19 protein-coding genes and 6 tRNA genes are annotated in these 25,348 nt (G+C 39.7%); 10 read left to right on the plus strand and 15 right to left on the minus strand.

Annotated features, from left to right (window positions below):
* The first annotated feature begins 273 nt into the window (after positions 1–273).
* Positions 274–873 carry a YiiX family permuted papain-like enzyme gene (locus FTU34_RS14095; RefSeq protein WP_180036015.1) on the plus strand — a complete coding sequence of 200 codons (600 nt, stop codon included), beginning with the start codon at positions 274–276 and terminating at the stop codon, positions 871–873.
* Between the two features lie 66 nt (positions 874–939).
* On the opposite strand, the gene FTU34_RS14100 is transcribed toward FTU34_RS14095, so the two are convergent.
* From FTU34_RS14100 to FTU34_RS14125, 6 genes are all read right to left on the minus strand, one after another.
* Positions 940–1,015 (minus strand) — tRNA-Glu (locus FTU34_RS14100).
* A 58-nt stretch (positions 1,016–1,073) separates the two neighbouring features.
* Positions 1,074–1,149, minus strand: a tRNA-Glu gene (locus FTU34_RS14105).
* 24 nt (positions 1,150–1,173) lie between these two features.
* A tRNA-Glu gene (locus tag FTU34_RS14110) sits at positions 1,174–1,249 on the minus strand.
* 132 nt (positions 1,250–1,381) lie between these two features.
* Complete coding sequence (locus tag FTU34_RS14115; protein ID WP_180036014.1) at positions 1,382–2,287, minus strand: alpha/beta fold hydrolase; 906 nt, start codon at positions 2,285–2,287, stop codon at positions 1,382–1,384.
* Between the two features lie 109 nt (positions 2,288–2,396).
* On the minus strand, positions 2,397–3,815 hold the full coding sequence (locus FTU34_RS14120; protein WP_180036013.1) for an amino acid permease: 1,419 nt from the start codon (positions 3,813–3,815) through the stop codon (positions 2,397–2,399).
* 123 nt (positions 3,816–3,938) lie between these two features.
* Positions 3,939–4,014, minus strand: a tRNA-Glu gene (locus FTU34_RS14125).
* Between the two features lie 106 nt (positions 4,015–4,120).
* Here FTU34_RS14125 and FTU34_RS14130 point away from each other — a divergent pair.
* Positions 4,121–4,813, plus strand: coding sequence for a hypothetical protein (locus FTU34_RS14130; protein WP_180036012.1), 693 nt, complete (start codon positions 4,121–4,123; stop codon positions 4,811–4,813).
* Between the two features lie 156 nt (positions 4,814–4,969).
* On the opposite strand, the gene FTU34_RS14135 is transcribed toward FTU34_RS14130, so the two are convergent.
* From FTU34_RS14135 to pyrC, 8 genes are all read right to left on the minus strand, one after another.
* Positions 4,970–6,397 carry an amino acid permease gene (locus FTU34_RS14135; protein ID WP_078192919.1) on the minus strand — a complete coding sequence of 476 codons (1,428 nt, stop codon included), beginning with the start codon at positions 6,395–6,397 and terminating at the stop codon, positions 4,970–4,972.
* A 128-nt stretch (positions 6,398–6,525) separates the two neighbouring features.
* Positions 6,526–6,678, minus strand: coding sequence for a hypothetical protein (locus FTU34_RS14140; protein ID WP_180036011.1), 153 nt, complete (start codon positions 6,676–6,678; stop codon positions 6,526–6,528).
* A 65-nt stretch (positions 6,679–6,743) separates the two neighbouring features.
* On the minus strand, positions 6,744–7,415 hold the full coding sequence (locus FTU34_RS14145; RefSeq protein WP_180036010.1) for a hypothetical protein: 672 nt from the start codon (positions 7,413–7,415) through the stop codon (positions 6,744–6,746).
* Between the two features lie 92 nt (positions 7,416–7,507).
* On the minus strand, positions 7,508–8,344 hold the full coding sequence (locus FTU34_RS14150) for a hypothetical protein (RefSeq protein WP_180036009.1): 837 nt from the start codon (positions 8,342–8,344) through the stop codon (positions 7,508–7,510).
* Positions 8,345–8,404: 60 nt separating this feature from the next.
* Positions 8,405–10,942, minus strand: a complete 2,538-nt coding sequence (locus FTU34_RS14155) for a TonB-dependent receptor (RefSeq protein WP_180036008.1) — start codon at positions 10,940–10,942, stop codon at positions 8,405–8,407.
* Positions 10,943–11,148: 206 nt separating this feature from the next.
* Positions 11,149–11,224: transfer RNA gene (locus tag FTU34_RS14160), tRNA-Glu, on the minus strand.
* Between the two features lie 20 nt (positions 11,225–11,244).
* On the minus strand, positions 11,245–11,904 hold the full coding sequence (rnt, locus tag FTU34_RS14165; protein WP_180036007.1) for a ribonuclease T: 660 nt from the start codon (positions 11,902–11,904) through the stop codon (positions 11,245–11,247).
* Positions 11,889–12,923, minus strand: coding sequence for a dihydroorotase (gene pyrC / locus FTU34_RS14170; RefSeq protein WP_111885770.1), 1,035 nt, complete (start codon positions 12,921–12,923; stop codon positions 11,889–11,891). Before pyrC ends, rnt begins: the two co-directional genes overlap by 16 nt.
* Positions 12,924–13,074: 151 nt before the next feature.
* Between pyrC and FTU34_RS14175 the strand changes: the two genes are divergently transcribed.
* Positions 13,075–14,331 (plus strand): diguanylate cyclase, encoded by a 1,257-nt coding sequence (locus FTU34_RS14175; RefSeq protein ID WP_180036006.1) that lies wholly within the window; start codon positions 13,075–13,077, stop codon positions 14,329–14,331.
* 84 nt (positions 14,332–14,415) lie between these two features.
* Here the strand turns inward: FTU34_RS14175 and argG are convergent, their stop codons facing one another.
* Positions 14,416–15,759 carry an argininosuccinate synthase gene (gene argG / locus FTU34_RS14180; protein ID WP_078192912.1) on the minus strand — a complete coding sequence of 448 codons (1,344 nt, stop codon included), beginning with the start codon at positions 15,757–15,759 and terminating at the stop codon, positions 14,416–14,418.
* 618 nt (positions 15,760–16,377) lie between these two features.
* Between argG and lldP the strand changes: the two genes are divergently transcribed.
* The 7 genes from lldP to FTU34_RS14215 all read left to right on the plus strand — a co-directional run bounded on the left by lldP (position 16,378) and on the right by FTU34_RS14215 (position 25,300).
* Positions 16,378–18,045, plus strand: a complete 1,668-nt coding sequence (gene lldP / locus FTU34_RS14185; RefSeq protein ID WP_180036005.1) for an L-lactate permease — start codon at positions 16,378–16,380, stop codon at positions 18,043–18,045.
* Positions 18,046–18,077: 32 nt separating this feature from the next.
* Positions 18,078–18,821 (plus strand): transcriptional regulator LldR, encoded by a 744-nt coding sequence (gene lldR / locus FTU34_RS14190; protein WP_078189144.1) that lies wholly within the window; start codon positions 18,078–18,080, stop codon positions 18,819–18,821.
* 2 nt (positions 18,822–18,823) lie between these two features.
* The gene (gene lldD / locus FTU34_RS14195) at positions 18,824–19,978 is read left to right on the plus strand and encodes an FMN-dependent L-lactate dehydrogenase LldD (RefSeq protein ID WP_078192909.1); all 1,155 of its coding nucleotides are present in this window, start codon (positions 18,824–18,826) and stop codon (positions 19,976–19,978) included.
* A 319-nt stretch (positions 19,979–20,297) separates the two neighbouring features.
* Positions 20,298–21,989: a D-lactate dehydrogenase gene (dld, locus tag FTU34_RS14200; protein ID WP_180036018.1), complete on the plus strand. Its 1,692-nt coding sequence runs from the start codon at positions 20,298–20,300 to the stop codon at positions 21,987–21,989.
* A gap of 182 nt (positions 21,990–22,171) precedes the next feature.
* A complete protein-coding gene (locus FTU34_RS14205; RefSeq protein WP_180036004.1) occupies positions 22,172–24,208 on the plus strand; it encodes an NADPH-dependent 2,4-dienoyl-CoA reductase in 2,037 nt (678 codons plus the stop codon).
* Between the two features lie 87 nt (positions 24,209–24,295).
* Positions 24,296–24,385 (plus strand) — tRNA-Ser (locus FTU34_RS14210).
* A 702-nt stretch (positions 24,386–25,087) separates the two neighbouring features.
* Positions 25,088–25,300 (plus strand): hypothetical protein, encoded by a 213-nt coding sequence (locus FTU34_RS14215; protein WP_180036003.1) that lies wholly within the window; start codon positions 25,088–25,090, stop codon positions 25,298–25,300.
* Positions 25,301–25,348: the final 48 nt, after the last annotated feature.

Consider the following 25,348-nt stretch of genomic DNA (forward strand, 5'->3'; position numbering starts at 1 on the left):
TAACTGCAATTTAGGAGAGTGTTATGCCAATTCGGTGACTTTTTCTATCTTTTAACACCAATTCCAGTTTTTAGTTGAGTTTGAGATTGGTGTCGAGAGTAGGTCGCTGGTTTGTGCAAAGGTCTCTTAAAGGTAATTTAACCGCGGTCATTAAAGGGCAAGTCAATTCACGTAAGTCGGCTTAATCAATCATTGAATTTTTAGAATCAGGGCAACCGACATATATTCATGTTATGGTTGCCTTCATTCATATCAATATTGCTTACAATAAAAATGTCTAAAATTTTAATATTAACAGTCATTCTTTCGGGGCTCAGTTCTGCTCTCTATGCCCAGTCTACATTTCAGACGGGGGATATCATTTTTCATATCTCAAAGTCACAACAAAGTTTAAGCATTCAAAAGGCGACACATTCGCCTTATAGTCACATGGGCATGATCGTAAATAAAAATAACCAAACGTGGGTGCTTGAAGCTATTCAACCTGTGCAATATACCGCTTTAAATCAATGGATCGCGCGTGGGGAGAATGCTCACTATGTCGTAAAAAGGCTCAAACAACCCTTAAATGTGCAGCAGAAAACGACGCTGGTACAAAATGCAGAAAAGTACTTGGGCAAACCCTATGATATTTATTTTGAATGGGATGACCGTGCAATTTACTGTTCTGAAATTGTTTGGAAAGCTTATCAGCATGCTTTAGGAATCGAACTTTCTCCATTACAACAACTGAAACAATTTGATTTAAAACAATATGAAGTGCAGCGCCTAATGCGGCAGCGCTATGGTCAAAATATTCCGCTAAATGAGCAGGTGATTGCCCCTAAGGCCATTTATGATTCAAAACTTTTAAAAGAAATATTTAGAAATTAAGGCAATAAAAAAGCCCAAGTCGCAATGCTTGAGCTTTTTAATGAGTGGTTAAAACCAACTCGAATATGGCGTCCCTACGGGGATTCGAACCCCGGTTACCGCCGTGAAAGGGCGATGTCCTAGGCCTCTAGACGATAGGGACAGTACAGAAAGCAAATTTTAAAACCGTTTATTTCAGTCTAAGTTTTTAGACTAAATAATGGCGTCCCTACGGGGATTCGAACCCCGGTTACCGCCGTGAAAGGGCGATGTCCTAGGCCTCTAGACGATAGGGACTTAATAAAATGTACTTCTGAAAATTGGCGTCCCTACGGGGATTCGAACCCCGGTTACCGCCGTGAAAGGGCGATGTCCTAGGCCTCTAGACGATAGGGACGTTTCAGAGGTGGGCGTATATTAGGGTGAAAATCGGGGGGTGTCAAACGCTTTTCTATAAATAAATTCAGTTTTTGTTGTTGAGTGCATAAAATTAAAACAATTTGCTAAAAATGTTTGAAAAATACATTATTTATGTCGATTTTTTCAACACTTGTAAGATTGTAGCAATAACTTCTGGATGCGTTAAATATCCAGCAATATCGTGTGGATGTTCAATCGATGTCTGAATTTGCTGGTTGATAATGGCGGGTTGAAAATCAAATGGTGCCTGACTCAGTGGAAAAGCGCTGAGAAAATCATCATGTGAATAAAAGTTTAACCAATCGCCTGAAATTGCATCAGGCCGCTGTAAAGGCTGAGGTAAGTGGGCTTGGATGACACGAAAAGCCAAAGGTGAGCCCAAGGTGATAAAGCGCTGTATATTGAGTTCAGGATGTAACAGTAAAAAATGATACGCAATAACGCTACCTAATGAATGTGCAATCAAAAGGGTGGGTTTCGTTTGATGTAATTGCTCATGCAGACGAGTGTGAACTGCCTGAATAAAGTGTGGATTGGATAAATAGAGATAAGTTTCGACCAAAAATTTATGCAAAAGTGTGGCATGTAATTTTGGGAAATAATTCATTAAAACTGCAAAATCGCGTAGGGCAAGATCTTTGCCGAGTGCGGTGATCGATTTGAATGACTGGCTCAATCCAATAGCATCATTGAGGGTGATGTCAGATAGATTATTTTGTACAGCGTGATGCTCAAGTACTTTTGGTGATTTTTCTGGGAGTTCAGTGCGATGGATAAACGGAAAATGTGGCCACGTTTGAGGTGTCAAGGTGCTGGCTTGAAGCATATTCTGCAAATGATAACGCGTGAGTAAGTCTCCATAAAAAGGCATGCGCATATGGTGCTGTATATACGATAAAAAAGTCTCTTGATGGCTTTGCTTTAAGCCTTGAGACAACAGTGCAAGCCAATGCTGTTCGAGCGAACGTGCAGTTTGTTGCTGTTGATTCATGCCATGGATAAAGATGATCTGCATATTGCACCTCATCGACGGACCAGTTTTTATTCTACTTTTATTAAAATATAGCCATAAAAAAAGAGCAACCGAAGTTACTCTTTTATCGTGTTTGGTATGACAACGCAGATTAATCTTTGTTGTGATACAAGGTGTAGTAGCTGATATAACACGCCACAATGAAGATCATACAGCAGATAAAGCCAGTTAACATTTCTGGGTCAAATACCATACTAATACAGGTAATCAGACAGAATACAAAACCGAGTATCGGCACAATTGGGAAGAGTGGTGCAGCAAAAGCTAAATCTTTTGCAGTTTTACCTTCTTTATACCACTGACGGCGGAAGTTGAATTGGCTTAAACAAATACTCATCCATACCACCACCATGGTAAATGCCGCGACACCTAACAAGTTTTTGAAGATGGTTTCTGGAGCGAATTGTTCAGACAGTAAGCCCGGCATACCACCGATCATGGTCACAATTACTGCAACATAAGGAATACCGCGCGAGTTCACTTTAGAGAACACTGTAGGTAATTGCTTACTATAGGACAATGACCACATCATTCGAGATGCAGCAAATAAACCTGAGTTTGCAGCAGAAAGAAGAGCTGTGATAATCACAAAGCGAATGATGTCTTCTGCATAAGGAATACCAATGTGCTGGAATACTGTTACGAAAGGTGAACTACTTACACTTTCGGCAGATAAGCCAGCTTCTTGATGGGGTAATAATGCAGTAATAACAACAATGGTACCTACAAAGAAAATCAACAAGCGGAAAATCGCCGTGTTAATGGCTTTAGGTACATTTTTCGCTGGATCTTTGGTTTCACCCGCAGCAACACCAATCAGTTCAGTACCTGAGAATGCAAAGTTAACAATCAACATTGTAGCGAAGATTGGGAACAAGCCTTCAGGGAACCAACCTTGTGCAGTGAGATTGCTAAACAGCGGCGCAGCTTCATAGCCTCGATAGCCTAAAACACCAAAAATGGCCAATAAACCTAAAATAATAAAGGCTACAACGGTAATCACTTTGACTAAAGCTAGCCAAAATTCAGATTCAGCAAACCATTTGGTTGAAATCATATTCAGGCAGAATACAAAAGCACCAAAGATTAAGGTCCACATCCACATAGAGCTGTCTGGGAACCATTCCTGCATTAAAAGTGCAGCAGCGGTAAATTCAGTTCCAAGCGTTACTGACCATGTCAGCCAATACAGCCAAGTGATGGTATAACCCGTACCCGGTCCGATATAGCGTTTAGCATAAGCGCCAAATGAACCAGATTCTGGCATATGTACAGCGAGCTCGCCTAAGCAAAGCATCACCATATAGGCGATAATACCGCCTAAAAAATACGAAATAATGGCACCTACAGGCCCCGTTTGTGCAATGACTTCACCCGAACCAAGAAATAAGCCAGTACCGATTGCGCCGCCAAGCGAAATCATCACCAGATGTCGAGTACTCATAGCGCGTTTTAACGGCGCAGAATTGCCCTGATGCGAAGCATCATTCGGAGAATGTGATGACTGCATAGAGAAAAAGGAGAATCAAATAATGAAGCGAGTAATTGTAGAGAAGAATGCAATGATGATGCAATCAATTAATATAAATTATAGATAAATAAACTTTAAGTTTATCAGAGCTGACAGAAGAATTGGCGTCCTTACGGGGATTCGAACCCCGGTTACCGCCGTGAAAGGGCGATGTCCTAGGCCTCTAGACGATAGGGACGTTTTGAGGTGGGTGTATAGTACATAGCCCATCTATATTTGTCAAAATAGAGTTTCATTGTTATATTCTAAATGTATATAAATGAAACAAAAACAGAATTTTTTTAATGAAAAATAATTTTAATGAGTTTATTTCTGGAATTTTATTTGAAATCAATCAATTTAATGTGGGCAAAGTCCATGAAAGATTCTATATAGTTTTATTGAATTATTTGCATTGGTTTGAAGTTTATACAAATAATTTTTCTTCGTATATTAGTAAATCAGAGTTTGAAAGAATTATTGATGAACTTTTATTTAGGGATTTAGATGGGGAAAGTAGAATTACGTACAATCACCTTAAATCTTTAGATGATTCTCATTATTTTTTAGATATCCATAGCTTTTTTAAATTATATTTAATCTTAAAGGTTCGAAGATATCAGTTGTCTAGTGATGATGTAGAACTTGAAAAATTAGAAAAAAAATTGGATGTATGTTTTGAGCCAATGTTGTGGAGTAAAGACAAACAAGATTTATTGGTTATTAATCGTGATTTTCCTGAATTTAAAAAACAGATGAATTCAAGTCGGGTGCTTTTGCCACTTTCATTAATAGTTTTTAACTTTACTTTTGTTGAATTAATATCTAATACAAGTTTGAGAGTATCTATCCAAATATTTCTAGCAATAGTAGCTGCGTGTCTTTTAGCTAATGTTTCTAAAGGGGCAAAATCCGAAAAGGACTCATTAGAGTTGAAAGTATGGGATTATATCTTGGTATTGAGCGAGGATAAAAACTCATTGACGAAAAGCAGTTGAACGATTTCTTTAAATTATAATTTGTACAGTGGTTTTTGTGGATTAAACTGCTCCCACAAATCATTTTTGAATTTATATGGAAACCCTAATTTTTCTCTCATAGAGAAGAGAAATAGTTTCATAAAAAAAGGTGGCTAATGAGCCACCTTAACTATTTTATTTATCGTGATATAACCAATAATAACCTGCATAACACGCTGCCATAAAGATCAGACAGCCAATAAAGCCAGAAAGCATTTCAGGATCTGCAGCCATACTTAAACCTGTTGCGGTACAGCAGACAAAGCCAAGAATTGGAACCAGTGGGAACCATGGTGTACGGAATTTAAGCTCTGAAACGCTATGACCTTGTTTCAGCCATTGGCGACGGAAGTTAAATTGACTCCAGCAAATACTCATCCACACGATCACCATGGTGAAGGCAGCAACCCCCATCAAGTTCTTGAAGATCACATCTGCGCCAAATTGTTCTGACAATAGACCCGGTAAACCACCGATCATAGTGACCAATACAGCAATATAAGGCACACCAGTTTTGCTTAATTTGCCGAAAGCGCGTGGTAATTGTTTTTGTGCGGACAGCGCCCACATCATACGTGATGCAGCATATAAACCAGAGTTAGCTGTAGACAGTAAAGCCGTAATAATGACGAAACGAATTAAGTCTTCTGCATAGGGAATGCCCATCAGGTTAAATACGGAAACGAATGGGCTACTACTTAAGCCGCCATGTCCGCCGACATTTAAACCTGCATCGGTATAGGTCAACAGTGAACTGATGACGATAATAGTGCCGACAAAGAAAATGATTAAGCGCCATACCGCAGCATGAATGGCTTTAGGCACATTCTTTTCAGGGTTTTCAGTTTCACCTGCAGCGATACCAATCATCTCCGTACCATTAAAGGCAAAGTTCACGATCAATAGCGTGGCAAACAGAGGGAACAAACCATTTGGCAGCCAACCATGTTCTGTCAAATTGTGGAACATTGGAGCTGATTCATAGCCTTGGAAAGGCACGAAACCAAAGATGCAGGCAAAACCAAGGATGATGAAAATCAACACTGTTGCAACTTTCACCATGGATAACCAAAATTCTGACTCTGCAAATGCACGCGTAGAGCTTAAATTAGAAATCAGTACGCCAGCAGCGAAGATCAGTGTCCATAACCAAATAGAGGTTTGTGGAAACCATTCCTGCATCAAAATAGCCGCCGCAGTAAATTCTGTACCTAAGGTGGCAGACCAGCCCAACCAGTACATCCAAGACACCATATAACCCGTACCTGGGCCAATATAATTTGTCGCAAAAGCACCAAAAGAGCCAGAAACAGGTAAATGTACGGCAAGTTCACCCAAACAGAGCATAACCATGTAGGCGATTAAACCACCAATAATGTAGGCAAGTACAGCGCCCAAAGGCCCAGCTTGTGAAATAACTTCACCTGAACCCATAAACAAACCAGTACCAATTGCACCACCAAGTGAGAGCATCACAAGGTGTCGAGTCGTCATCGCACGTTTAAGCGATGGACTTTTACCTTCAGCAGACGAGTGTTGCGAAGGTTCAGAGGGAGATTGCATAGTGAAAAGAAAATTAAACGAAAGGTATATTTTATGATTGAATGCAGTGAAATGATTGATAAATCGAATTTTTCTTATAATGTGATAATACTGATCTAAAATTTAAATCTTTAGCACTGACCATTGGATTAATGGTCAGGAGTTTGATACTCAGCTTCAGAAGTTGCAGGTACTTGAGTTTGTTCAGCTACAGGGGCTTTGGTGTCATCGCGGCTCACAATATACAGATAGAGTGCAGATGGAAATAAGATGGCTAAAACCAAGAGCAACTTTTTAAACATAGGGTGTTCTTACATCAAAATAGATCAAGCTGAAGTATAAACAAAACCAGTCAGGCTGTAATTAATTAAAGTTTACGGTTTTTCTGTTCTAGATTGGATAGGATGACTTGGTAAATGTCAGGGTAGTGTTGTTTAAAGTTCCGTTGTTGCATGATCGTTATGGTTGAGGCATTTGGCTCGACACCCAGTTTTAAAATTTTTTGGGTTAAAGCGAGTTGAGGGGAGCGACCATCAAAATGTGTATTCAGTAAGTTACCATCGGTATATTTTACTGTGAGTCCGATATTCAGGAGATAATCAAAAACATCAGGCAAACCAAAACCGGCAGCTTTGTAGAGTAAATTATATGTTTCTGCACGATAGCCACGGCCGTATGTTTGATGTGTTTTTAATAATCCTAATGCATTATAAAATTCTAATTTGGCAATAATTTCTTGTTCATTAATAGAACCATCGCCATTTTTTAAAATCCTATTGATGGTATTAAAAGTGACATCGTTTGAGCTAGGTTTGCAATTAGCAGCAATCAGTCGCTTGATATCTTGAAGTGGAAGTACAAGATGCGCTGTGTCACACATTTTTTTAACTTCTTTATTTTTCATTTTACTGCTTTGAATATTTTTATTTTCAAAATCCTGCACTATGGCTGACCAACCATATATGTTTATAAATTTATAATAACGAGATGCATCATTTGTCATCCCTTTGATCTTTTTAAAGTCTTGAATGTTTTTCACTGATGGTGCATTGGTAGCGTGATTTTGTGGCACTGGAGCATTTGCAAAGCAATGCATACTCATTAGCAGGCAGCTGGTAATAACGATGTTTTTCATGGTTTGTGTGCTTTTAATAAATTGTAAATGTTAGGATATTTGGTTGAAAAGTCATTCTGTTCTATTTGTTTATAAACGTTACTATTGGGCTCGATTCCTGCATTCAGTAGTTTTTGAACCAAACTCACAGAAGGGTTACGGCCTTTGATATTGTCTAAAATTAAATTACCATCCACGCCCGTGTAATCGACACCAATACTCAGCAAATAATCAGAAACGTCTTCAAGCCCCCAACCAATTGCGTTAGATTTCAAAGAGCTTTTTTCTTCATACGGGCCAAATTTATACGTAACGTGTGTTTGTAAAACATTTTCCGACTTGTAGAGTTTTAATTTTTCAATGGTTTCGTTTTGATCTATTTTGCCTTCTGCATTGGTTAATGCGCCATTAATAATCATAGAGGATGAACGGCCATTGAGTGGTTTGCAATTTGCTTTAAATAAGCGTTTGGTTTGATCGGCAGTACTTAGACTTAGTGCAATTTCGCAAAGTTTTTCTTTTTCCCCTTTAGGCATTTTACTTTTTAGAATGGTTCCATTTTCAAAATCACGAACGGCATATTCCCAACCGTATTTGCTTGCTGTTCGGTAATACTGTATTGCTTCTTCGCTCAATTTTTTTGTTTTTTTCGCTTGTATTTGAGTGTCACGATCGTTGGTTTTGGGAATAGAAGATTCTTGGTCATCATTCAATGCTGTTTGATTTGTATGATTGGCATCGTGCTCAACAGTATTTGAATGATTTATCGGTAGGCTGGCTTCGGGTCTAAAAATGTAGATGAAGATACCGAGACATACTATGCACAGGCCAAAGAGTAAGATTATTTTTTTCATGTTTTAGTCTATTTAAAAATGAATCAAGCGCGTTTTGAGGCGCGCTTGATAGGGGAAAGTTTAAAATTTAAATGTGACATCAGCAATGAACTGTCGTCCAATTTCAGATCTAAGTCTGTTGGTCGACTCATTAATACCTGGGGTGGTATAGATATTATGTCGATTGATAATATTGTTAATGGTTAAACCGAATATTGCTTTGTAGTCTTTAGCGAAATTGAAATCATAAGTGGTACGCATATCCCAACTAAATCGAGGTCTAATCGTATCTGTAGCATAGGCTTCCAACAGGACACCATCATGTTCAACTTTGTTTTTTAGTTTATACGTATCTTTATATTCAGATTTGTAGCTTAAGAAGTTATTAATCTTTAATGGTAAATTTGAAAACTCAATGTTCCAACCAAAACGAGCAGTCCAAGGCTGATTGAAATTTTCAACAGGACGTTCATTAAATTGGATGAGGCTGCCGTTAAAGATAATATCGCGATCTTCAGCAGCCGTATTACTGTTAACGTTATATGACTCAGAATAGTCTAAATAATTTTTTTCTGATTCAGTGTAATCAAAGCCAAAGTTAAACCCGTGCAGAGAGTTTTTATATACCACTGGCAGCGTATTTCTGAGTGTGAGTGTGTAAATGTCAGCTTTTGCCTTACCACTATTACTATATTCAAAATGATCGATGGTGTTGCTGGTTGTTGGGTCAATAAAACGATTTTTTGTGATTTCATCTTTGCTATCACGATTCACCCATTTCAGACCAAGGTTCCAGTTTTTAACTTGGCTATTAATGGCAAACACAATTTCGTCAGCATAAGGGGTCTTTAAATTGGCACGTTGAACATTGGAATTAGCTAATATTAAATCTGATAACCCAGTTTGAGTCCAATAGTCTTCAGTTTGATTTTTTGTGCGTTTTAAATTGTATTCCAAAAATGCAAGTTGATCTTGCAGTTCAGTGGCTAAGGTATAGTTTGCATAATATCGATTCCATCCCGTAGTAAAGGACAAAAGATCATTTTTTAGCGGTTTATAGTTAAAGGCACTACGAGGTGCAATATTTAAATTTTTCGACAAGCTGTCATAATCTGCACGTAAACCTATACGCGCTGAAAAATTATCCCAAGTCGATGTGTTTTCAATGAAGGTATGCACACGTTGTTGGTCAATATTAACTTTACCTTTTTGATAATACTTGCCATTTGTTTGATATTGGCCTTGATAGTTATTTTCATCCGTTGCTTCATCACAAAGAATATCACCTGCCGTACAGCTAATGCCTGAACTAGATGTAAAAGTCTTAGGCTGATTATACATATAGGCATCGTTAGGCCGTTCCCATGCAACTTTAGAATAGTCATAGCCCATACCAAAGCTTAATTGTTGCATGCTGTTGCCAATCTGAATGGTATCAAACGCATTTTTTAGACTATACGAAAATGTATCTTGGTGTAATTCAATATCACTACTTGTGGCACCTTCACCAGGATTGGAACTCCAGTTTTTAGTTGGTGTTTGCTTCCAAAGAATGCCGGTAGTTGAATCATTTTCACGTGCTTGGCTTAGCGTTTGATAGCTAATATTTTGTTTTAATGTTGAATTATTGAGTTTACTTTCTAATTCACCAAAAAATGTCAGCGTTTCTGTATTGCTAATACTTTTTGAATTTATTCGCTTTTCAACGAAATTTAGACTGTCCAAATCCCCTAAATCAAAGCCAAACTTCGCTTTGATTGTGTCCGAAGGTGTGTAAAAAAGGGTAGTCCCTAAGTTGATATTATTACGCTCGCTTTTGACTTTACTGCGATCTTCTAAACCACTCATTACTGGAACGATGGATTCACGTTTAGAGGCATAACTATTGATGCCCCATTGTTCAGAGAGTTTGCTGTATATATTCAGGCTTAGGCCGTGTTTTTTATATTCTTTATTATTTGATGATGTTGGATCTTCAAACTCTGCAGCTTCTTCTTCATCGGTAAAATGATAACGTGACCAATCACTTTCCGTGTAGTCGTAAGTAACGGAGCCGTGGATTTTGCCAATTTCAGTATTTGGGGCACAAGTTTCAGCATTAACTACACCACCTGTAAATTCGCCGTATGCTGCAGAAACATTACTATCGATCAATTCTAATTTACAAATTAAATCGGTATTTAGGGCCATCCCTTGTGAGCCACCATCTAGTTTGCCTGAATAGGAGTCGCCACTTGCCAGAGGGTCAAGGTTATTGGTGGTATTGACGCCGTTAATTACAAATTTATTTCGGTAAGTTTGCGCGCCATTAATAGAAATCTCGGATGGTCGTAGCTCAGCCTGTGAATCTGCAGAACGTTGTTCACGGCTAAACTGCACATTTGGATTAACTTTTAAAAAGTCTGTGATATTTTTTGAGCTATTCGGCGTTTTTTCTAAATCTTCTTTGGTGTAGACGGTTTTACCTACTTCTTGCTTGGCTTTGACTTCAACCTCAATAGGTGTCATCGACACCGTATTGGTTTTGATTTCTTCGGAGATCTGGCTTTCATTTGCATACGTTTGAGATGCTAAAGCAGTCAAAATTGCGATATTAAGGGGAGAATAGGCAAAGCGCATGGCTGTCAACAATTATGCAGATAAAAACGATAGCGATTATCATTAACTTTACAAGGATAATCAATAGAAATGAGAATTATTTGCAATAAATGTTTTTTTAATACACAGAAATTCAGTCAATGAGAATTAAGATAGAAATAGTGATGATTTAAGAATATTCATTCGTTATGAATATTAGAAAAAAGAAAAAGCTTGATAAGAAGTATTGGCGTCCCTACGGGGATTCGAACCCCGGTTACCGCCGTGAAAGGGCGATGTCCTAGGCCTCTAGACGATAGGGACGTTTAGAAGATGGCGGTATCTTATTGATCCGCCATCATAGTGTCAAGTAGGTGAGGACCGAGTTTGTTCAAAATATAACAGAACAGTTCAGCGGTCTTCTGAGTATCGTAAAGTGCAGAGTGTGCTTCTTTGCCATCAAACTCAATACCAGCTTGAATACATGATTTTGCCAGCACAGTTTGTCCAAACATTACAGCGCTCAAAGTCACTGTATCGAATACGGAAAAACTATGGAAAGGATTTTGATTTTTTGTTCCTGTACGTGCAATAGCTGCCTGTACAAACCCTAAATCAAAGTGTGCATTGTGACCAACTAAAACAGCATGAGTGCATTTCTGTTGACGACGTACTTCATTCACTGACTTAAAAATACGTTTTAATGCTGATTTCTCATCTTCAGCCATGGCCATACGCATCGGATTAAATGGATCTACACCAATAAAATCCAGTGAACGACGGTCAAGGTTGGCACCTTCAAATGGATTGATATGTGCATGGTGGGCTTCACCCGGTACAAAATTACCTTCTGCATCATACACAATAGGAATAGCTGCAATTTCCAGTAAGGCATCGGTCTGTGAATTAAAACCTGCTGTTTCGACATCCACAACAACAGGTAGGAATCCACGGAAACGTTGACCAATGACTGGTCGAGTTTCATCTGTCACACTTTTCTCCATTGGATGGTCTTACCCGCATACAACGGAATAATTTTTTCGCCATCCAAGTAGTCTAAACTTTCAGGGATCACTTGATCTTCTTTTACCAAAGTAATGGTATTGGTATTTCGAGGGAGTCCGTAGAAGTCTGCACCAAAGTGGCTTGCAAAACCTTCTAAACGGTCGATTTTACCGACTTGATCAAATGCTTGAGCGTATAGCTCAATTGCTGTTGGTGCACTATAACATCCTGCACAGCCACATGCATTTTCTTTAGCATTTTTTGAGTGCGGCGCACTGTCTGTACCTAAGAAAAATTTAGGGTTCGCACTGGTCGCGACTTCGAGCAAAGTTTGCTGATGGGTTTGACGTTTTAAAATCGGTAGGCAATAGAAATGCGGTTTAATACCACCCACCAACATGTCATTACGGTTAAACAATAAATGTTGCGGTGTGATTGTCGCAGCGACATTACGGTCTTGTTCTAATACAAAATGCGCAGCTTCACTTGTGGTGATGTGTTCTAACACCAATTTTAATTTAGGGAACTGTTTTAACAGTGGAGAAAGTACTTCATCAAGGAAACGTTTTTCACGGTCAAAAATATCGACATGGTTATGCGTCACTTCACCATGTAAGAGTAATGGCACTTGGTGTTCTTCGAGTTGCTCAATCACACCATATACTTTACTAATGTCACTGACACCACTGTCTGAGTTCGTGGTTGCACCTGCTGGATAGAGCTTAATGGCATTAACATGCTCAGATTCTTTAATTTTTTTAACTTCACTTGCAGGTGTGTTGTCTGTGAAATAGAGCACCATGCGCGGGTCAAAGTGAACGCCTTCAGGAACATGTGCCATGATACGTTCACGGTATGCATTTGCTTCTTCAACGGTTTTTACCGGTGGTACGGTGTTTGGCATACAAATCGCGCGAGAGAATTGTTGTGCTAAATCAGGAACTGTACGCTTTAGGGCTAGACCGTCACGTAAATGTGCATGCCAATCATCTGGCTGAAGAAGAGTAATCGTATTCACAGCGATTCCAAGCTTGGAAATAAAACAAATGATAATGCAAATAATGTGAAAATGGTAACGAGATTTATGTACAAATGACTGAACAGATATAAATAAAGAATAAAACTGTGGTATTTTTAAATGACTAAAAGAATTAGATAAATGCTTGGAAATGGAATACAAGTATAACCTTGCAAAGTTGCAATACGATAAAGAAAAAATAGAGGAACTGATTACACGGCAAACTCGTCGTGTAGGGGAAATGTTTCCTAAAAAACTGGAAACACAATTTTGGACTTTAAACCTCGATCGTGCGCAAACCAACATACGTCATTTTTTCTGGATGGGAGTGTTGATCTACTTTGTGCTTACCATGCTGATCATTCCCGGAGATTACTGGATTATTGATCAACAGTATTTTGTGCATGATTTTATTCGTTGTTTGCTTGGACAGCTCAATGGTGCGCTGTGTCTTTTGGCTTTATATGCCTTTGCCCGTTATGACCGTCTGAAGCCTTATTTTTCACATGCCAGTATGTTTGTAGTGTTTTGGGCCGTTATTTCAATGTCTTGGCTCACCATGACCGTGTATACCGAAGCACTTAAACATCAGGCCATGATGATCCTTTGTATGATTTACATCTTGAGCTACATTTTGACTGGGGTGAAACCGGTCCAAATGTTGATGTCTGGCTTGTTGGCTGCTGTGGTCACCATGTTGATGCTTTTTTCATTAGAAGTGAAATTTGATGTGATGGTGTTGGGGCGTGTACTGATTGGAAGCTGTGTATTGGGTTTTGCAATCAGTAAGATGCTCTGTGCGCGTGAACGGATGATATTTTTGAATATGCTGCGCGCGGATATTAGTGAAAAAATCCATCGTATTCATACCACAGAGCTTTTACATTTAAGTCAGCATGATGAATTAACCAAGATTTCAAACCGACGTACTTTTGATGAAATGCTTGATACCTTTTATGAGCAATCTCGACGTAATAACACCTCGCTTGCTGTGCTATTTATCGATGTTGATCATTTTAAAAACTATAACGATTTTTACGGTCATCAAAAAGGCGATGATGTAATTTCAACCATTGCCAAAACCATTAAAAATGCCATTCGACATATGGATTTTGTAGCGCGATATGGTGGTGAAGAATTTGTGGTTTTATTGCCTGAAACCGATGCGCATGGTGCTTATGCGGTAGCGTCAAATATTTATAAAGCAATCGATCGTTTAGAAATTCCACATGCCAAATCACAGGTTTCAAATCACGTCACTATTAGTTTGGGGATAACCGTATATCGTGCGGAGATGCTGACCAAGGAAGAGTTATTGACGATCGCTGATCAGGCTTTATATCGTGCAAAACAACTCGGACGGAATCAAATTTACTATCAATCGATTCGTTCAGCGCATGTGGCTTAATGTTTAATAATATTGAGAAATTCTCTGAAATCGGCAATAAAAAAACCGCGCAAAATGCGCGGTTTTTTTATGACTCAACAAATCTTATTTGTTTTTGTCTTTTAATTGAGGCACTGCTGAACCTGTACCTACTGCAAGTAAGCCAGAGTTTGTGTAGATGCCTAATTTAGCGCGAGTATCTGTGATATCTAGGTTACGCATAGTCAATTGACCGATACGGTCAGCAGGACTAAACATAGAGTCACCTTTCTCCATAGTTAAACGCTCAGCTTCATAAGTGAGGTTAGGAGATTCAGTGTTTAGAATAGTGTAGTCATTACCACGACGAAGTTCTAAAGTCACAGTACCAGTGATTGCTTTAGCAACCCAACGCTGCGCAGTTTCACGAAGCATTAATGATTGAGAATCGAACCAACGACCTTGGTACAGAAGACGACCTAAACGCAGACCGTTAATACGGTATTGTTCGATGGTGTCTTCGTTATGAATACCAGTCACTAAACGTTCATAAGCAATATGAAGAAGTGCCATACCTGGAGCTTCGTAGATACCACGAGATTTTGCTTCAATGATACGGTTTTCGATTTGGTCAGACATACCTAGACCATGACGACCACCGATACGGTTGGCTTCAAGAATGAACTCAACTGGGTTTTCGATACGTTTGCCATTTAATGCAACAGGGAAGCCTTCTTCGAAAGTTACAGAAACTTCTTCAGCTTTTACTTCTACGTCATCTTTCCAGAACGCAACGCCCATGATTGGGTCTACGATTTTGATACCCGCATTAAGGTATTCAAGATCTTTTGCTTCGTGAGTCGCACCTAACATGTTTGAGTCAGTTGAGTACGCTTTCTCTTTTGACATTTTGTAGTCAAAACCATTGTCGATCAGGAACTGTGACATTTCTGCACGGCCACCTAATTCGTCAATAAAGGTTTGGTCTAACCACGGTTTGTAAATTTTAAGTGCTGGGTTAGTCAATAGACCATAACGGTAGAAACGTTCAATGTCGTTACCTTTATAAGTCGAACCGTCACCCCAGATGTTTACGTCATCTTCTTTCATTGCGGTTACAAGCATCGTACCTGTAACTGCACGACCAAGAGGAGTCGTGTTGAAATAAGGCATACCACCAGTTGAAATGTGGAAAGCGCCACATTGAATAGCCGCAATACCTTCTAATGCAAGTTGTAAACGACAATCAACTAAGCGAGCTTTAACTGCGCCATACGCTTCCGCTTTTTTTGGAATCGCATCGTAGTCGTCTTCATCAGGTTGACCTAAGTTTGCTGTGTAAGCATAAGGTTCCGCACCTTTTTGTTTCATCCACAAAAGCGCAGCTGAAGTATCTAGACCACCAGAGAAGGCAATACCAACTTTTTTGCCAACTGGGACATTCTGCAAGATAGTTGCATTATCAGTCATTGTTAATCCTAACGATATAAATATAGGCACCGAGAATGGGTGGCCTGAAAGAATACATATATGTGCGCGATTGTAGCACTTTTCTGCACGGTTTTTCTAAAAAATCATGAGATACAAGCGATGAGGTGGAAAAAAATGATCGTTGAAATCTATTTTTGAATACTTCATCCAGTTTTTGCAGGCGGAAAATGCATTTTCTGAAAGAAATAGGATGCAAATATAAAGAAATCTATTTGATTTAAATGAATGGTCATACCAATATTGGGTTGATTTGGTTTTTATCCTTTTCGCTGAAATGAGACTGAAGTCAAACAAAGCTTGGTTATTAGACTAAAGTATATTTTATAGAATTTATTCATAAATAATAAATACAAAACAGATATTTAAAAAATTGTTGTTAAAAATTCAAACTGAAAAATAATGTTTTCGCATTGAGTATTGGTCATACCAAAAACAAGAAAAGCTTGAATAATTGAGTTGAAATATTTAAAAATTGCGGAGTATTTCAGCAATAGTATGAGTTTTTATGTCTTTGATTTTTATATTGGTCATACCAATGATAAAAAACCACATGCTGATATTTCTCAATAATTAAATCTTAGTAAGCATTTCAAGGAGATGACAATGCTTCAGTGGCAGCAAATATATGACCCAATGGGGAATATATGGATATCAAGTTTAATTGCGCTCATTCCGATTATCTTTTTTTTCTTGGCGCTTGCTGTATTTCGTTTAAAAGGCAGTGTGGCAGGTACGATCACCGTTGTACTGGCACTTTTGGTGTCTTTATTTGCCTATGACATGCCTGCGCTTATGGCATTGGCTTCGATGGTCTACGGTTTCTTCTACGGTTTATGGCCGATTGCATGGATCATTATTGGTGCGGTGTTCCTGTATAAAATCTCTGTCAAAACAGGGCAGTTTGACATCATCCGTTCTTCGATACTTTCCATTACTGAAGATCAACGTTTACAGATGCTATTAGTCGGCTTTGCTTTCGGTACTTTCCTAGAAGGTGCTGCGGGCTTTGGTGCTCCTGTGGCGATTACCGCAGCACTATTGGTAGGTTTAGGCTTTAAACCCTTATATGCGGCAGGTCTTTGTCTGATCGTAAATACTGCGCCAGTGGCTTTTGGTGCGATGGGCATTCCAATTATCGTTGCTGGGCAAGTGTCTGGTGTTGATACGATGGAAATCAGTCAGATGGTTGGTCGACAGTTGCCATTTATGGTACCGATTGTACTGTTTTGGATTATGGCGATTATGGATGGTTGGCGCGGTGTGAAGGAAACTTGGCCTGCAGTTGTGGTTGGCGCGAGTAGCTTTGCGATTGCACAGTACCTAACGTCGAACTTTGTCGGTCCTGAATTACCAGATATTACTGCGGCGATTGCGTCTTTAGTGTCATTAACGATTTTATTTAAATATTGGCAGCCTAAACATATTTTCCGCTTTGCAGATCAAGATGCGACGATGAGTGAAGATGTTGCTGCACAAAAACAGCAAAAATATAGCTTGGGTCAAATTGCAAAAGCATGGTCGCCATTTGCGATCTTAACGGTGATGGTTACGATCTGGAGTATTAAACCGTTTAAGGATTTATTTACCAAAGACGGTGCTTTACATGATTTGGTTATTTCGATCAAAGTGCCATTTTTACATCAATTCGTTCAAAAGATGCCACCTGTCGTACCTGAAATGAAGGACTACGATGCCATCTATAAATTTGATTGGTTTTCGGCAACAGGTACGGCAATTGTCATTGCTGCGATCATTACCGTTATTTTCTTAAAAATGAAGCCGAAAGACGCGATAGTGACCTTTGGTGAAACCATTAATGAATTAAAAATTCCAATTTATTCGATTGGGATGGTCTTGGCTTTTGCATTTATCGCCAACTATTCAGGGATGTCAGCAACATTGGCATTAGCACTTGCGCATACAGGTCAAGCCTTTACTTTCTTCTCGCCATTTTTAGGATGGCTTGGTGTATTTCTCACGGGTTCAGATACGTCAGCCAATGCGCTATTTGCTGCATTACAGGCAACTACTGCACAGCAAATTGGTGTGCCAGAAGTATTACTCGTTGCTGCCAATACCAGTGGTGGTGTGACTGGAAAAATGATTTCTCCGCAGTCAATTGCAATTGCATGTGCGGCAGTTGGCTTGGTGGGTAAAGAGTCGGATTTATTCCGTTTTACCGTAAAACACAGTATAACGTTCACAATCATGATGGGGATTTTAATCACCCTACAAGCTTATGTGTTCCCTTGGATGATTCCATAACACGCATTGTGTAACAACGTTAAGGAAAGCAGATGAAAGTCTCTGATAAAACTGTTCAAAGTCTTCGTGTATTGATTGAAGAAAGCAATATGCAAGTTGGAGATCGTCTGCCTGCTGAACGGAAACTGTGTGAACAACTTGGCGTCTCACGCACCTCTTTACGCGAAGCGATTTCTCAATTGACCAGCATGGGCGTGTTGGTCAGTAAAGTCGGTGCGGGGACTTTTTTAAAGCAATTACCAGCGACATGGTCGAGTTATCAAATTGTGCAGCCCATTAGTAGTTTGATTAGTGAAGACCCTGCCTACCGGTTTGATGTGCAAGAGGCGCGCATTATTTTGGAAGGTGGTACTGCATGGTATGCGGCACAACGTGCTACAGCAGAGGACTTGGCACATATCCGACATTATTATGATCAGATCAATCATTTTCAGGCTTTAGGTAATGACGATGAAGCAGCGCGTGCAGATGCCAAATTTCATTTAGCAATTGCTGAAGCTTCACACAATTTAGTGTTGATTCAGATGATGCGTGGTCTATTTGATCTGTTGCAATTTAATGTCGTTTTAGGTCGTCGAAAAGTTTATAGCGAAGCACACCGATTTGATCAATTGCATGATCAGCATTTTCAAGTCATGAATGCAATTGAACGTCGTGATCCTGAAGCTGCACGTAAAGCAGTCTGTGGACACATTGAGTTTGTAGTACAACAGGTGCGTATGATTGATGAAGAAGAAGCTCGACGTCAGCGTGCCAGTCGATTAAACAGGATATAAGCATGATTATTTCTTCTGCCAATGACTACCGTGAAGCGGCACGTCGTCGTTTACCGCCATTTTTATTTCATTACATCGATGGCGGGGCGTATGCCGAATATACCTTAAAGCGTAATGTAGAAGATTTATCAAAAATAGCGTTGCGTCAACGTGTGCTGAATGACATGTCACAGCTGAGTCTAGAAACCCAACTGTTTAATGAAACCTTATCGATGCCTGTGGCTCTATCACCTGTGGGTTTAACAGGGATGTATGCACGTCGTGGTGAAGTTCAAGCAGCCGTTGCCGCAGATAAAAAGGGCATTCCATTTACGCTGTCTACCGTTTCAGTTTGTCCAATTGAAGAAGTGGCGCCAGCGATTCAGCGTCCCATGTGGTTTCAGTTATATGTGCTACGTGACCGTGGCTTTATGAAAAATGCCTTAGAACGTGCCAAAGCAGCAGGCTGTTCAACTCTGGTGTTTACCGTGGATATGCCTGTTCCGGGCGCACGTTACCGTGATGCACACTCGGGGATGAGCGGCCCAAATGCTGCCATGCGCCGTTATATGCAGTCGTGTTTCCACCCACACTGGGCGTGGAATGTGGGTTTATTAGGTCGTCCGCATGACTTAGGGAATATTTCTAAATACTTGGGCAAACCAACAGGTTTGGAAGATTATATCGGCTGGTTGGGCAATAACTTTGACCCATCAATTTCATGGAAAGACCTTGAGTGGATTCGTGAATTTTGGGATGGCCCGATGGTCATTAAAGGCATACTTGACCCTGAAGATGCCAAAGATGCAGTGCGTTTTGGTGCAGATGGCATTGTGGTGTCAAACCATGGTGGCCGTCAGCTCGATGGGGTTTTATCATCAGCGCGTGCATTGCCACCAATTGCCGATGCAGTAAAAGGCGATATTAAAATTCTTGCGGACTCAGGTATTCGAAATGGTTTAGATGTGGTGCGTATGCTGGCTTTGGGTGCGGATACCTGTATGCTCGGTCGCGCATTTGTTTATGCACTCGGTGCAGCAGGTGGTGAGGGTGTTTCCAATCTTCTAGAATTGATTGATAAAGAAATGCGTGTTGCGATGACCTTAACAGGTGCAAAAACCATTGCGGATATTACATCTGATTGTTTGGTGAAATTAGAGAAAGAGTTGGCTGGGTGATTTTTTGAATCGATCTCTTGGGAAGTTATTCGTCATCAAAAAAAATTAAAAAATGAAAGTTCCCTCTCTTTGTAGGAGAGGGTTAGGGAGAGGTGTTTATTGAATAATTCTCCTAACCCTCTTGCGTAGCATTGCTGCTCATCCCAAAGGGAGAAGGGATATTCATTATAGATTTTAATAACAATGACTAAAAACTTTTGATATGTACAAATAAACCTACGTTGTTTAAATTATTTAAATCAATATTTTTTTATTGCATAACAATGCAATTCCTCTTTAGCGAGGAGAGAAAATAATGAAAATGGAAAATTCTACGAGCATGCAAACTCAATCATTACAAACCATTCAAAACCTCATCAACATCGTCGGTAAGCAACACGTTTTAACTGAAGATAAAGACACACGTTTATACCGCCAAGGTCGCCGTTACGGTGCAGGAAAAGTATTGGCTGTGGTTACACCGGGCTCTTTGCTTGAGCAATGGCATGTGTTGCAAGCTGCTGTGGATGCAAATTGTATTGTGATTATGCAAGCCGCCAATACAGGTCTGACAGGTGGATCAACGCCGTTTGGTGATGACTATGACCGTCCTGTGGTGCTGATAAGTACACGTCGTTTGGTTGGCATCCAAGTGATTAATGAAGGCAAGCAAGTGATTTGTCTACCGGGTGCGACATTAGACAAACTTGAAAAAGATTTGCTGCCATATAATCGTGAACCTCATTCGGTGATTGGTTCTTCGTGTATTGGGGCATCGGTTTTGGGCGGCGTATGCAATAACTCAGGGGGTGCTTTGGTACGCCGCGGTCCTGCCTATACAGAGCTTGCACTGTATGCACAAGTGAATGAGTCAGGTGAGTTAGAGTTGGTCAATCATCTAGGTGTCAATCTTGGCAATACGCCTGAAGAAATCCTCACAGCGCTGGAAAATAAAAATTATCAAATCAATGACATTGTGAATAATTCAAGTTGCTGTGCATCAGATCAACGCTACTCACATGATGTTAAACAAGTCGATGAAAATACACCTGCACGTTTTAATGCAGATCCGAGTCGACTATTTGAAGCATCAGGTTCAGCGGGTAAAGTCTGCGTCTTTGCAGTACGTTTAGATACCTTTGAAAAAATCCCTAGTCAGGTGTTTTATGTAGGGACCAATTCACAAGATGATTTAACCGAAATTCGTCGTTTTCTATTAAAAGATCTTGCACGCCTCCCGATTGCAGGTGAGTACATTCATCGCAAGGCATACGATATTGGGGCTGAATATGGCAAAGATTCTTTTGTATTTATTGAAAAATTTGGCACTGCAAAAGTTCCTGCTGCTTTTGCCATGAAAGATAAAGTCGATGGCTATTTAGAAAAACTGGGTTTGCAAGGTTTGTCGGATAAAGTCTTGCAGCTGGTGACTAAATTTTTGCCGAATCATTTGCCAAAACGTATGAATGAATTTCGTGATTTATATGAACATCATTTGATGATTCGTATTGAAAATCAGGATGTTGATCAAGTTGATGCGTATTTGAAAACGTATTTTTTAGATAAAACCTCAGGCAATTATTTTAAATGTACGGATGAAGAAGGTCGTAAGGCATTTTTACATCGCTTTGCGGTGGCAGGTGCCGCCATTCGTTATCGTGATACGCATCGTTCAGAAGTGGAAGACATTGTTGCATTGGATATTGCATTACGTCGCAATGATCGAGAATGGGTCGAAACTTTACCGAAAGCCATGGATGAGCAAATTATCCATAAACTCTATTATGGACATTTTCTCTGTCATGTTTTTCATCAAGATTATATTGTGAAAAAAGGTGTAGACCCTTTGGCAATGGAACATGCAATGTGGCATTTACTCGATGATCGTGGCGCTGAATATCCTGCAGAACACAATGTTGGGCATTTGTATGTGGCGAAGCCTGCATTAAAAAATCATTATCAAAAACTGGATCCGACTAATAGTTTTAATGTCGGGATTGGACAAACCAGCAAGCTGAAACATTGGAAATAATGCTTTTAAAAACAACATGCCGTGATGCGAAACTTCACGGCTTTTTTTATGGTTCGAGGATTTATATATCAGGAGGTATTGACCATAAAAGCGAAGAATATTTTCTAAATTGTCATCCCAAAATATAAAAAAACCGCTAAAGTGTTATGCAACAAGTTGCAAAGCCAAAATAAGGATTCAGCATGACAACGACTAGCTATGCAAATATTTTAAAACCTTTACATTTGGGTTTTACCACGATTAAAAACCGTGTCGTGATGGGGTCCATGCATAGTGGGCTGGAAGATCGTTTTTATAACTATCCTAAATTGGCAGCTTATTTTGGTGAGCGTGCGAAAGGTGGTGTCGGCCTGATTATTACAGGCGGTATTTCGCCAAACCGTCAAGGTTGGCTGTTACCTGCTGGCGGAACCATGAATACTTTAGGTGATATTGCTCCGCATCGCTTGGTGACCCATGCAGTACATAAACATGGTGCCAAAATTTTAATGCAAATCTTGCATGCTGGGCGTTATGGCTATCAGCCTTTTGCAGTGTCAGCAAGTCCGATTAAATCTCCGATTTCACCTTTTAAACCACGTCAATTAACGGACAAACAAATTCTTTCAACCATTGATGATTATGTCAAAACGGCAAGCCTTGCACATAAGGCCGGCTATGATGGTGTTGAAATCATGGGTTCAGAAGGCTACTTGCTGAATCAGTTTTTAAGTCGTCATGTCAACCAACGGACAGACCGTTGGGGCGGTGAAATTGAAAATCGTATGCGCCTTGCGGTTGATATTGTGAAATCAATACGTGCTGAAGTGGGTGAGAAATTTATTATCTGCTTCCGTTTGTCATTGCTTGATTTGGTTCATGATGGGAACACCATGGCAGAAGTCATTACTGTTGCTAAAGCATTGGAAGCTGCAGGTGTGACGTTGCTGAACACGGGGATTGGTTGGCATGAAGCACGTATTCCGACAATTGTGACCTCAGTGCCTCGCGCAGCGTTTGTGGACTATACCGCTGAAGTCAAAAAACATGTTGCGATCCCTGTCATTGCGTCCAACCGTATCAATATGCCAGATACAGCTGAAGAAATTTTAGCTTCAGGCAAGGCAGATATGGTGCAAATGGCACGTCCATTCTTGGCAGATCCATTTTGGGTAAATAAAACGGCGACCAATCGTGTCGATGAAATTAATACCTGTATTGCCTGTAATCAAGCTTGTTTAGATCATACTTTTAAAAATCAGCGTGCGACGTGTTTGGTCAACCCACGAGCGGCATATGAAACTGAATTGGTTTATTTAAAGACCAAAAAACCGAAGCGTATTGCAGTCGTCGGTGGTGGCGTGGCAGGCATGTCTGCAGCTACGGTTGCGGCAAGCCGAGGCCATGCGGTGACATTATTTGAAGCTGGTGCAGAGGTGGGTGGTCAATTTAATTTGGCAAAAGTCATTCCCGGCAAAGAAGAATTTCACGAAACGATTCGCTACTTTAAAGTTCAAATCGAAAAAACAGGTGTCGATCTGCGTTTAAATACGCGTGTAAACCGTGAACAGCTTGAACGTGAAGGATTTGAGGAAGTTGTTATTGCAACAGGTGTGGTTCCTCGTAGCTTAAAAATTGAAGGTAGTGATGCACCGAATGTCTTGTCTTATGCAGAAGTGCTGAAAGGCGCAGCTGTGGGCAATAAAATTGCTGTGATTGGTGCAGGCGGCATTGGTTTTGATGTATCTGAATTTTTACTCAAACCACCACATCAGCCACAACCAATGCCTTTAGCGGATTGGCAGCGGGAGTGGGGTGTTGATCCAAATCCAAACTACATAACAGAAGGTGGTATGCAGGCTGCTGAGCTCGAACCTCCTGTTCGTGAAATCTACTTATTACAACGTAAAACAACTGCAATTGGTGCTGGGTTAGGTAAAACATCAGGCTGGGTACATCGTGCACAATTAAAGAAAAATGCGGTTCGTATGCTGCGTGGTGTTCAATACAAAGCCATTACTGATGAAGGTCTTTGGGTTGAATATGAAGGGCATGATCAATTATTACGTGTAGATACGATTGTCGTTTGTGCAGGTCAGGAATCGGTAAAGCATTTGATGCCAGAACAGGGTGAGAAAACCCTTGCCAATTACCATATTATTGGTGGTGCAAAACTAGCAGCAGAGTTAGATGCGAAACGCGCAATACGTGAAGGTGCGGAGCTTGCGGCTAAACTTTAAGGATTTGGCGAAACAATATTCATTTGAATGGTTTAGTTGTAATTTTTACTTGTCAGATGAATAAAACCTCCGTATTATGGCGCACATGGAAGCGTGGCAGAGCGGTTTAATGCACCGGTCTTGAAAACCGACGAGGGCGCGAGTCCTCCGTGAGTTCGAATCTCACCGCTTCCGCCAAATTCAAAAAAGCCCCTGTAGTGATACAGGGGCTTTTTTTTTGTCTTAGATTTTAATTTGAGACGGCAATCTTATTCATTAGTATTTTTAAGCAATGCTAAAAATGGATATCAGACTTAAAATTCAAGTCAGAAATTAATACAAGGGTTGTCAAAGGTAGAATTAAAAGTAAGAGAAAAGAATGTTTATAGATTGATAGTGTAGAATTTATTTTTAATGGCCTATTTATTTAAATCTTTCACAAGCATTGGGCAGAGCTATGATTGCTTATTTTGAAAAAATATCAATTGTATTTTATTTGATCAATTGTTTTGAAGTGTTAGCAAGGCTTGGCAAGAGAATTGAAAGTGCTATATTTAAATCACGGTAGGTCATAAAACGACGCTACCAATAAGTTGGACGGATCAATGACAGCTCGTTGAGTTTCGTAATATTTTAGTCTTAAGATATTGCAGACAAGAAATCAGCACTAGCCTTCCAACATAGAGCCCGCAGCAATGCGGGCTTTTTAATGTCTTTCAAAATGTGAAAATATAGCGTTTTTGTCAAACAATAATTAAATAGTCAACTTATGTTATTGATATATATTTACTAAAGTAAAATAAGTTTACATTGCCATGAAATCTAACATTTACAAAGCAGGTTGTTGCGTAAAGGTGTGATATAAAAAATTCAATTATTAAAACAAGTAGAGACGTCACTATGACACAGATGATCTATATTAAAGTGAAGGACCAATTTAGTCAGGTTTATGAAGCACAAGCTTTGGTGCGTAATCCTTCAGAAGAAGATTCAAGAGCGCTGTTTCATCGCATTGAACATATCATTATTGCAGGTGAAATCATCCTACCCAGTATAGAACTACTTTTTGAAAGTCAAAAATCGGACAGTATTTACAAGCTTTTAGAAGCTTAAATTGAATGAATAAAAAAACTCACCTTAATGGTGAGTTTTTTATTTTTA

It is taken from the genome of Acinetobacter sp. YH12094, assembly GCF_013419295.1.
Taxonomy (GTDB): Bacteria; Pseudomonadota; Gammaproteobacteria; order Pseudomonadales; family Moraxellaceae; genus Acinetobacter; species Acinetobacter amyesii.

What these genes read in the sequence shown, in the direction of transcription:
- FTU34_RS14095 (WP_180036015.1), top strand. Translation starts at nt 274, where the DNA reads ATGTCTAAAATTTTAATATTAACAGTCATTCTTTCGGGGCTCAGTTCT.
- FTU34_RS14115 (WP_180036014.1), bottom strand. Translation starts at nt 2,287, where the DNA reads ATGCAGATCATCTTTATCCATGGCATGAATCAACAGCAACAAACTGCA.
- FTU34_RS14120 (WP_180036013.1), bottom strand. Translation starts at nt 3,815, where the DNA reads ATGCAGTCATCACATTCTCCGAATGATGCTTCGCATCAGGGCAATTCT.
- FTU34_RS14130 (WP_180036012.1), top strand. Translation starts at nt 4,121, where the DNA reads ATGAAAAATAATTTTAATGAGTTTATTTCTGGAATTTTATTTGAAATC.
- FTU34_RS14135 (WP_078192919.1), bottom strand. Translation starts at nt 6,397, where the DNA reads ATGCAATCTCCCTCTGAACCTTCGCAACACTCGTCTGCTGAAGGTAAA.
- FTU34_RS14140 (WP_180036011.1), bottom strand. Translation starts at nt 6,678, where the DNA reads ATGTTTAAAAAGTTGCTCTTGGTTTTAGCCATCTTATTTCCATCTGCA.
- FTU34_RS14150 (WP_180036009.1), bottom strand. Translation starts at nt 8,344, where the DNA reads ATGAAAAAAATAATCTTACTCTTTGGCCTGTGCATAGTATGTCTCGGT.
- FTU34_RS14155 (WP_180036008.1), bottom strand. Translation starts at nt 10,942, where the DNA reads ATGCGCTTTGCCTATTCTCCCCTTAATATCGCAATTTTGACTGCTTTA.
- rnt (WP_180036007.1), bottom strand. Translation starts at nt 11,904, where the DNA reads ATGGAGAAAAGTGTGACAGATGAAACTCGACCAGTCATTGGTCAACGT.
- FTU34_RS14175 (WP_180036006.1), top strand. Translation starts at nt 13,075, where the DNA reads ATGGAATACAAGTATAACCTTGCAAAGTTGCAATACGATAAAGAAAAA.
- argG (WP_078192912.1), bottom strand. Translation starts at nt 15,759, where the DNA reads ATGACTGATAATGCAACTATCTTGCAGAATGTCCCAGTTGGCAAAAAA.
- lldP (WP_180036005.1), top strand. Translation starts at nt 16,378, where the DNA reads ATGACAATGCTTCAGTGGCAGCAAATATATGACCCAATGGGGAATATA.
- lldR (WP_078189144.1), top strand. Translation starts at nt 18,078, where the DNA reads ATGAAAGTCTCTGATAAAACTGTTCAAAGTCTTCGTGTATTGATTGAA.
- lldD (WP_078192909.1), top strand. Translation starts at nt 18,824, where the DNA reads ATGATTATTTCTTCTGCCAATGACTACCGTGAAGCGGCACGTCGTCGT.
- dld (WP_180036018.1), top strand. Translation starts at nt 20,298, where the DNA reads ATGCAAACTCAATCATTACAAACCATTCAAAACCTCATCAACATCGTC.
- FTU34_RS14205 (WP_180036004.1), top strand. Translation starts at nt 22,172, where the DNA reads ATGACAACGACTAGCTATGCAAATATTTTAAAACCTTTACATTTGGGT.
- FTU34_RS14215 (WP_180036003.1), top strand. Translation starts at nt 25,088, where the DNA reads ATGACACAGATGATCTATATTAAAGTGAAGGACCAATTTAGTCAGGTT.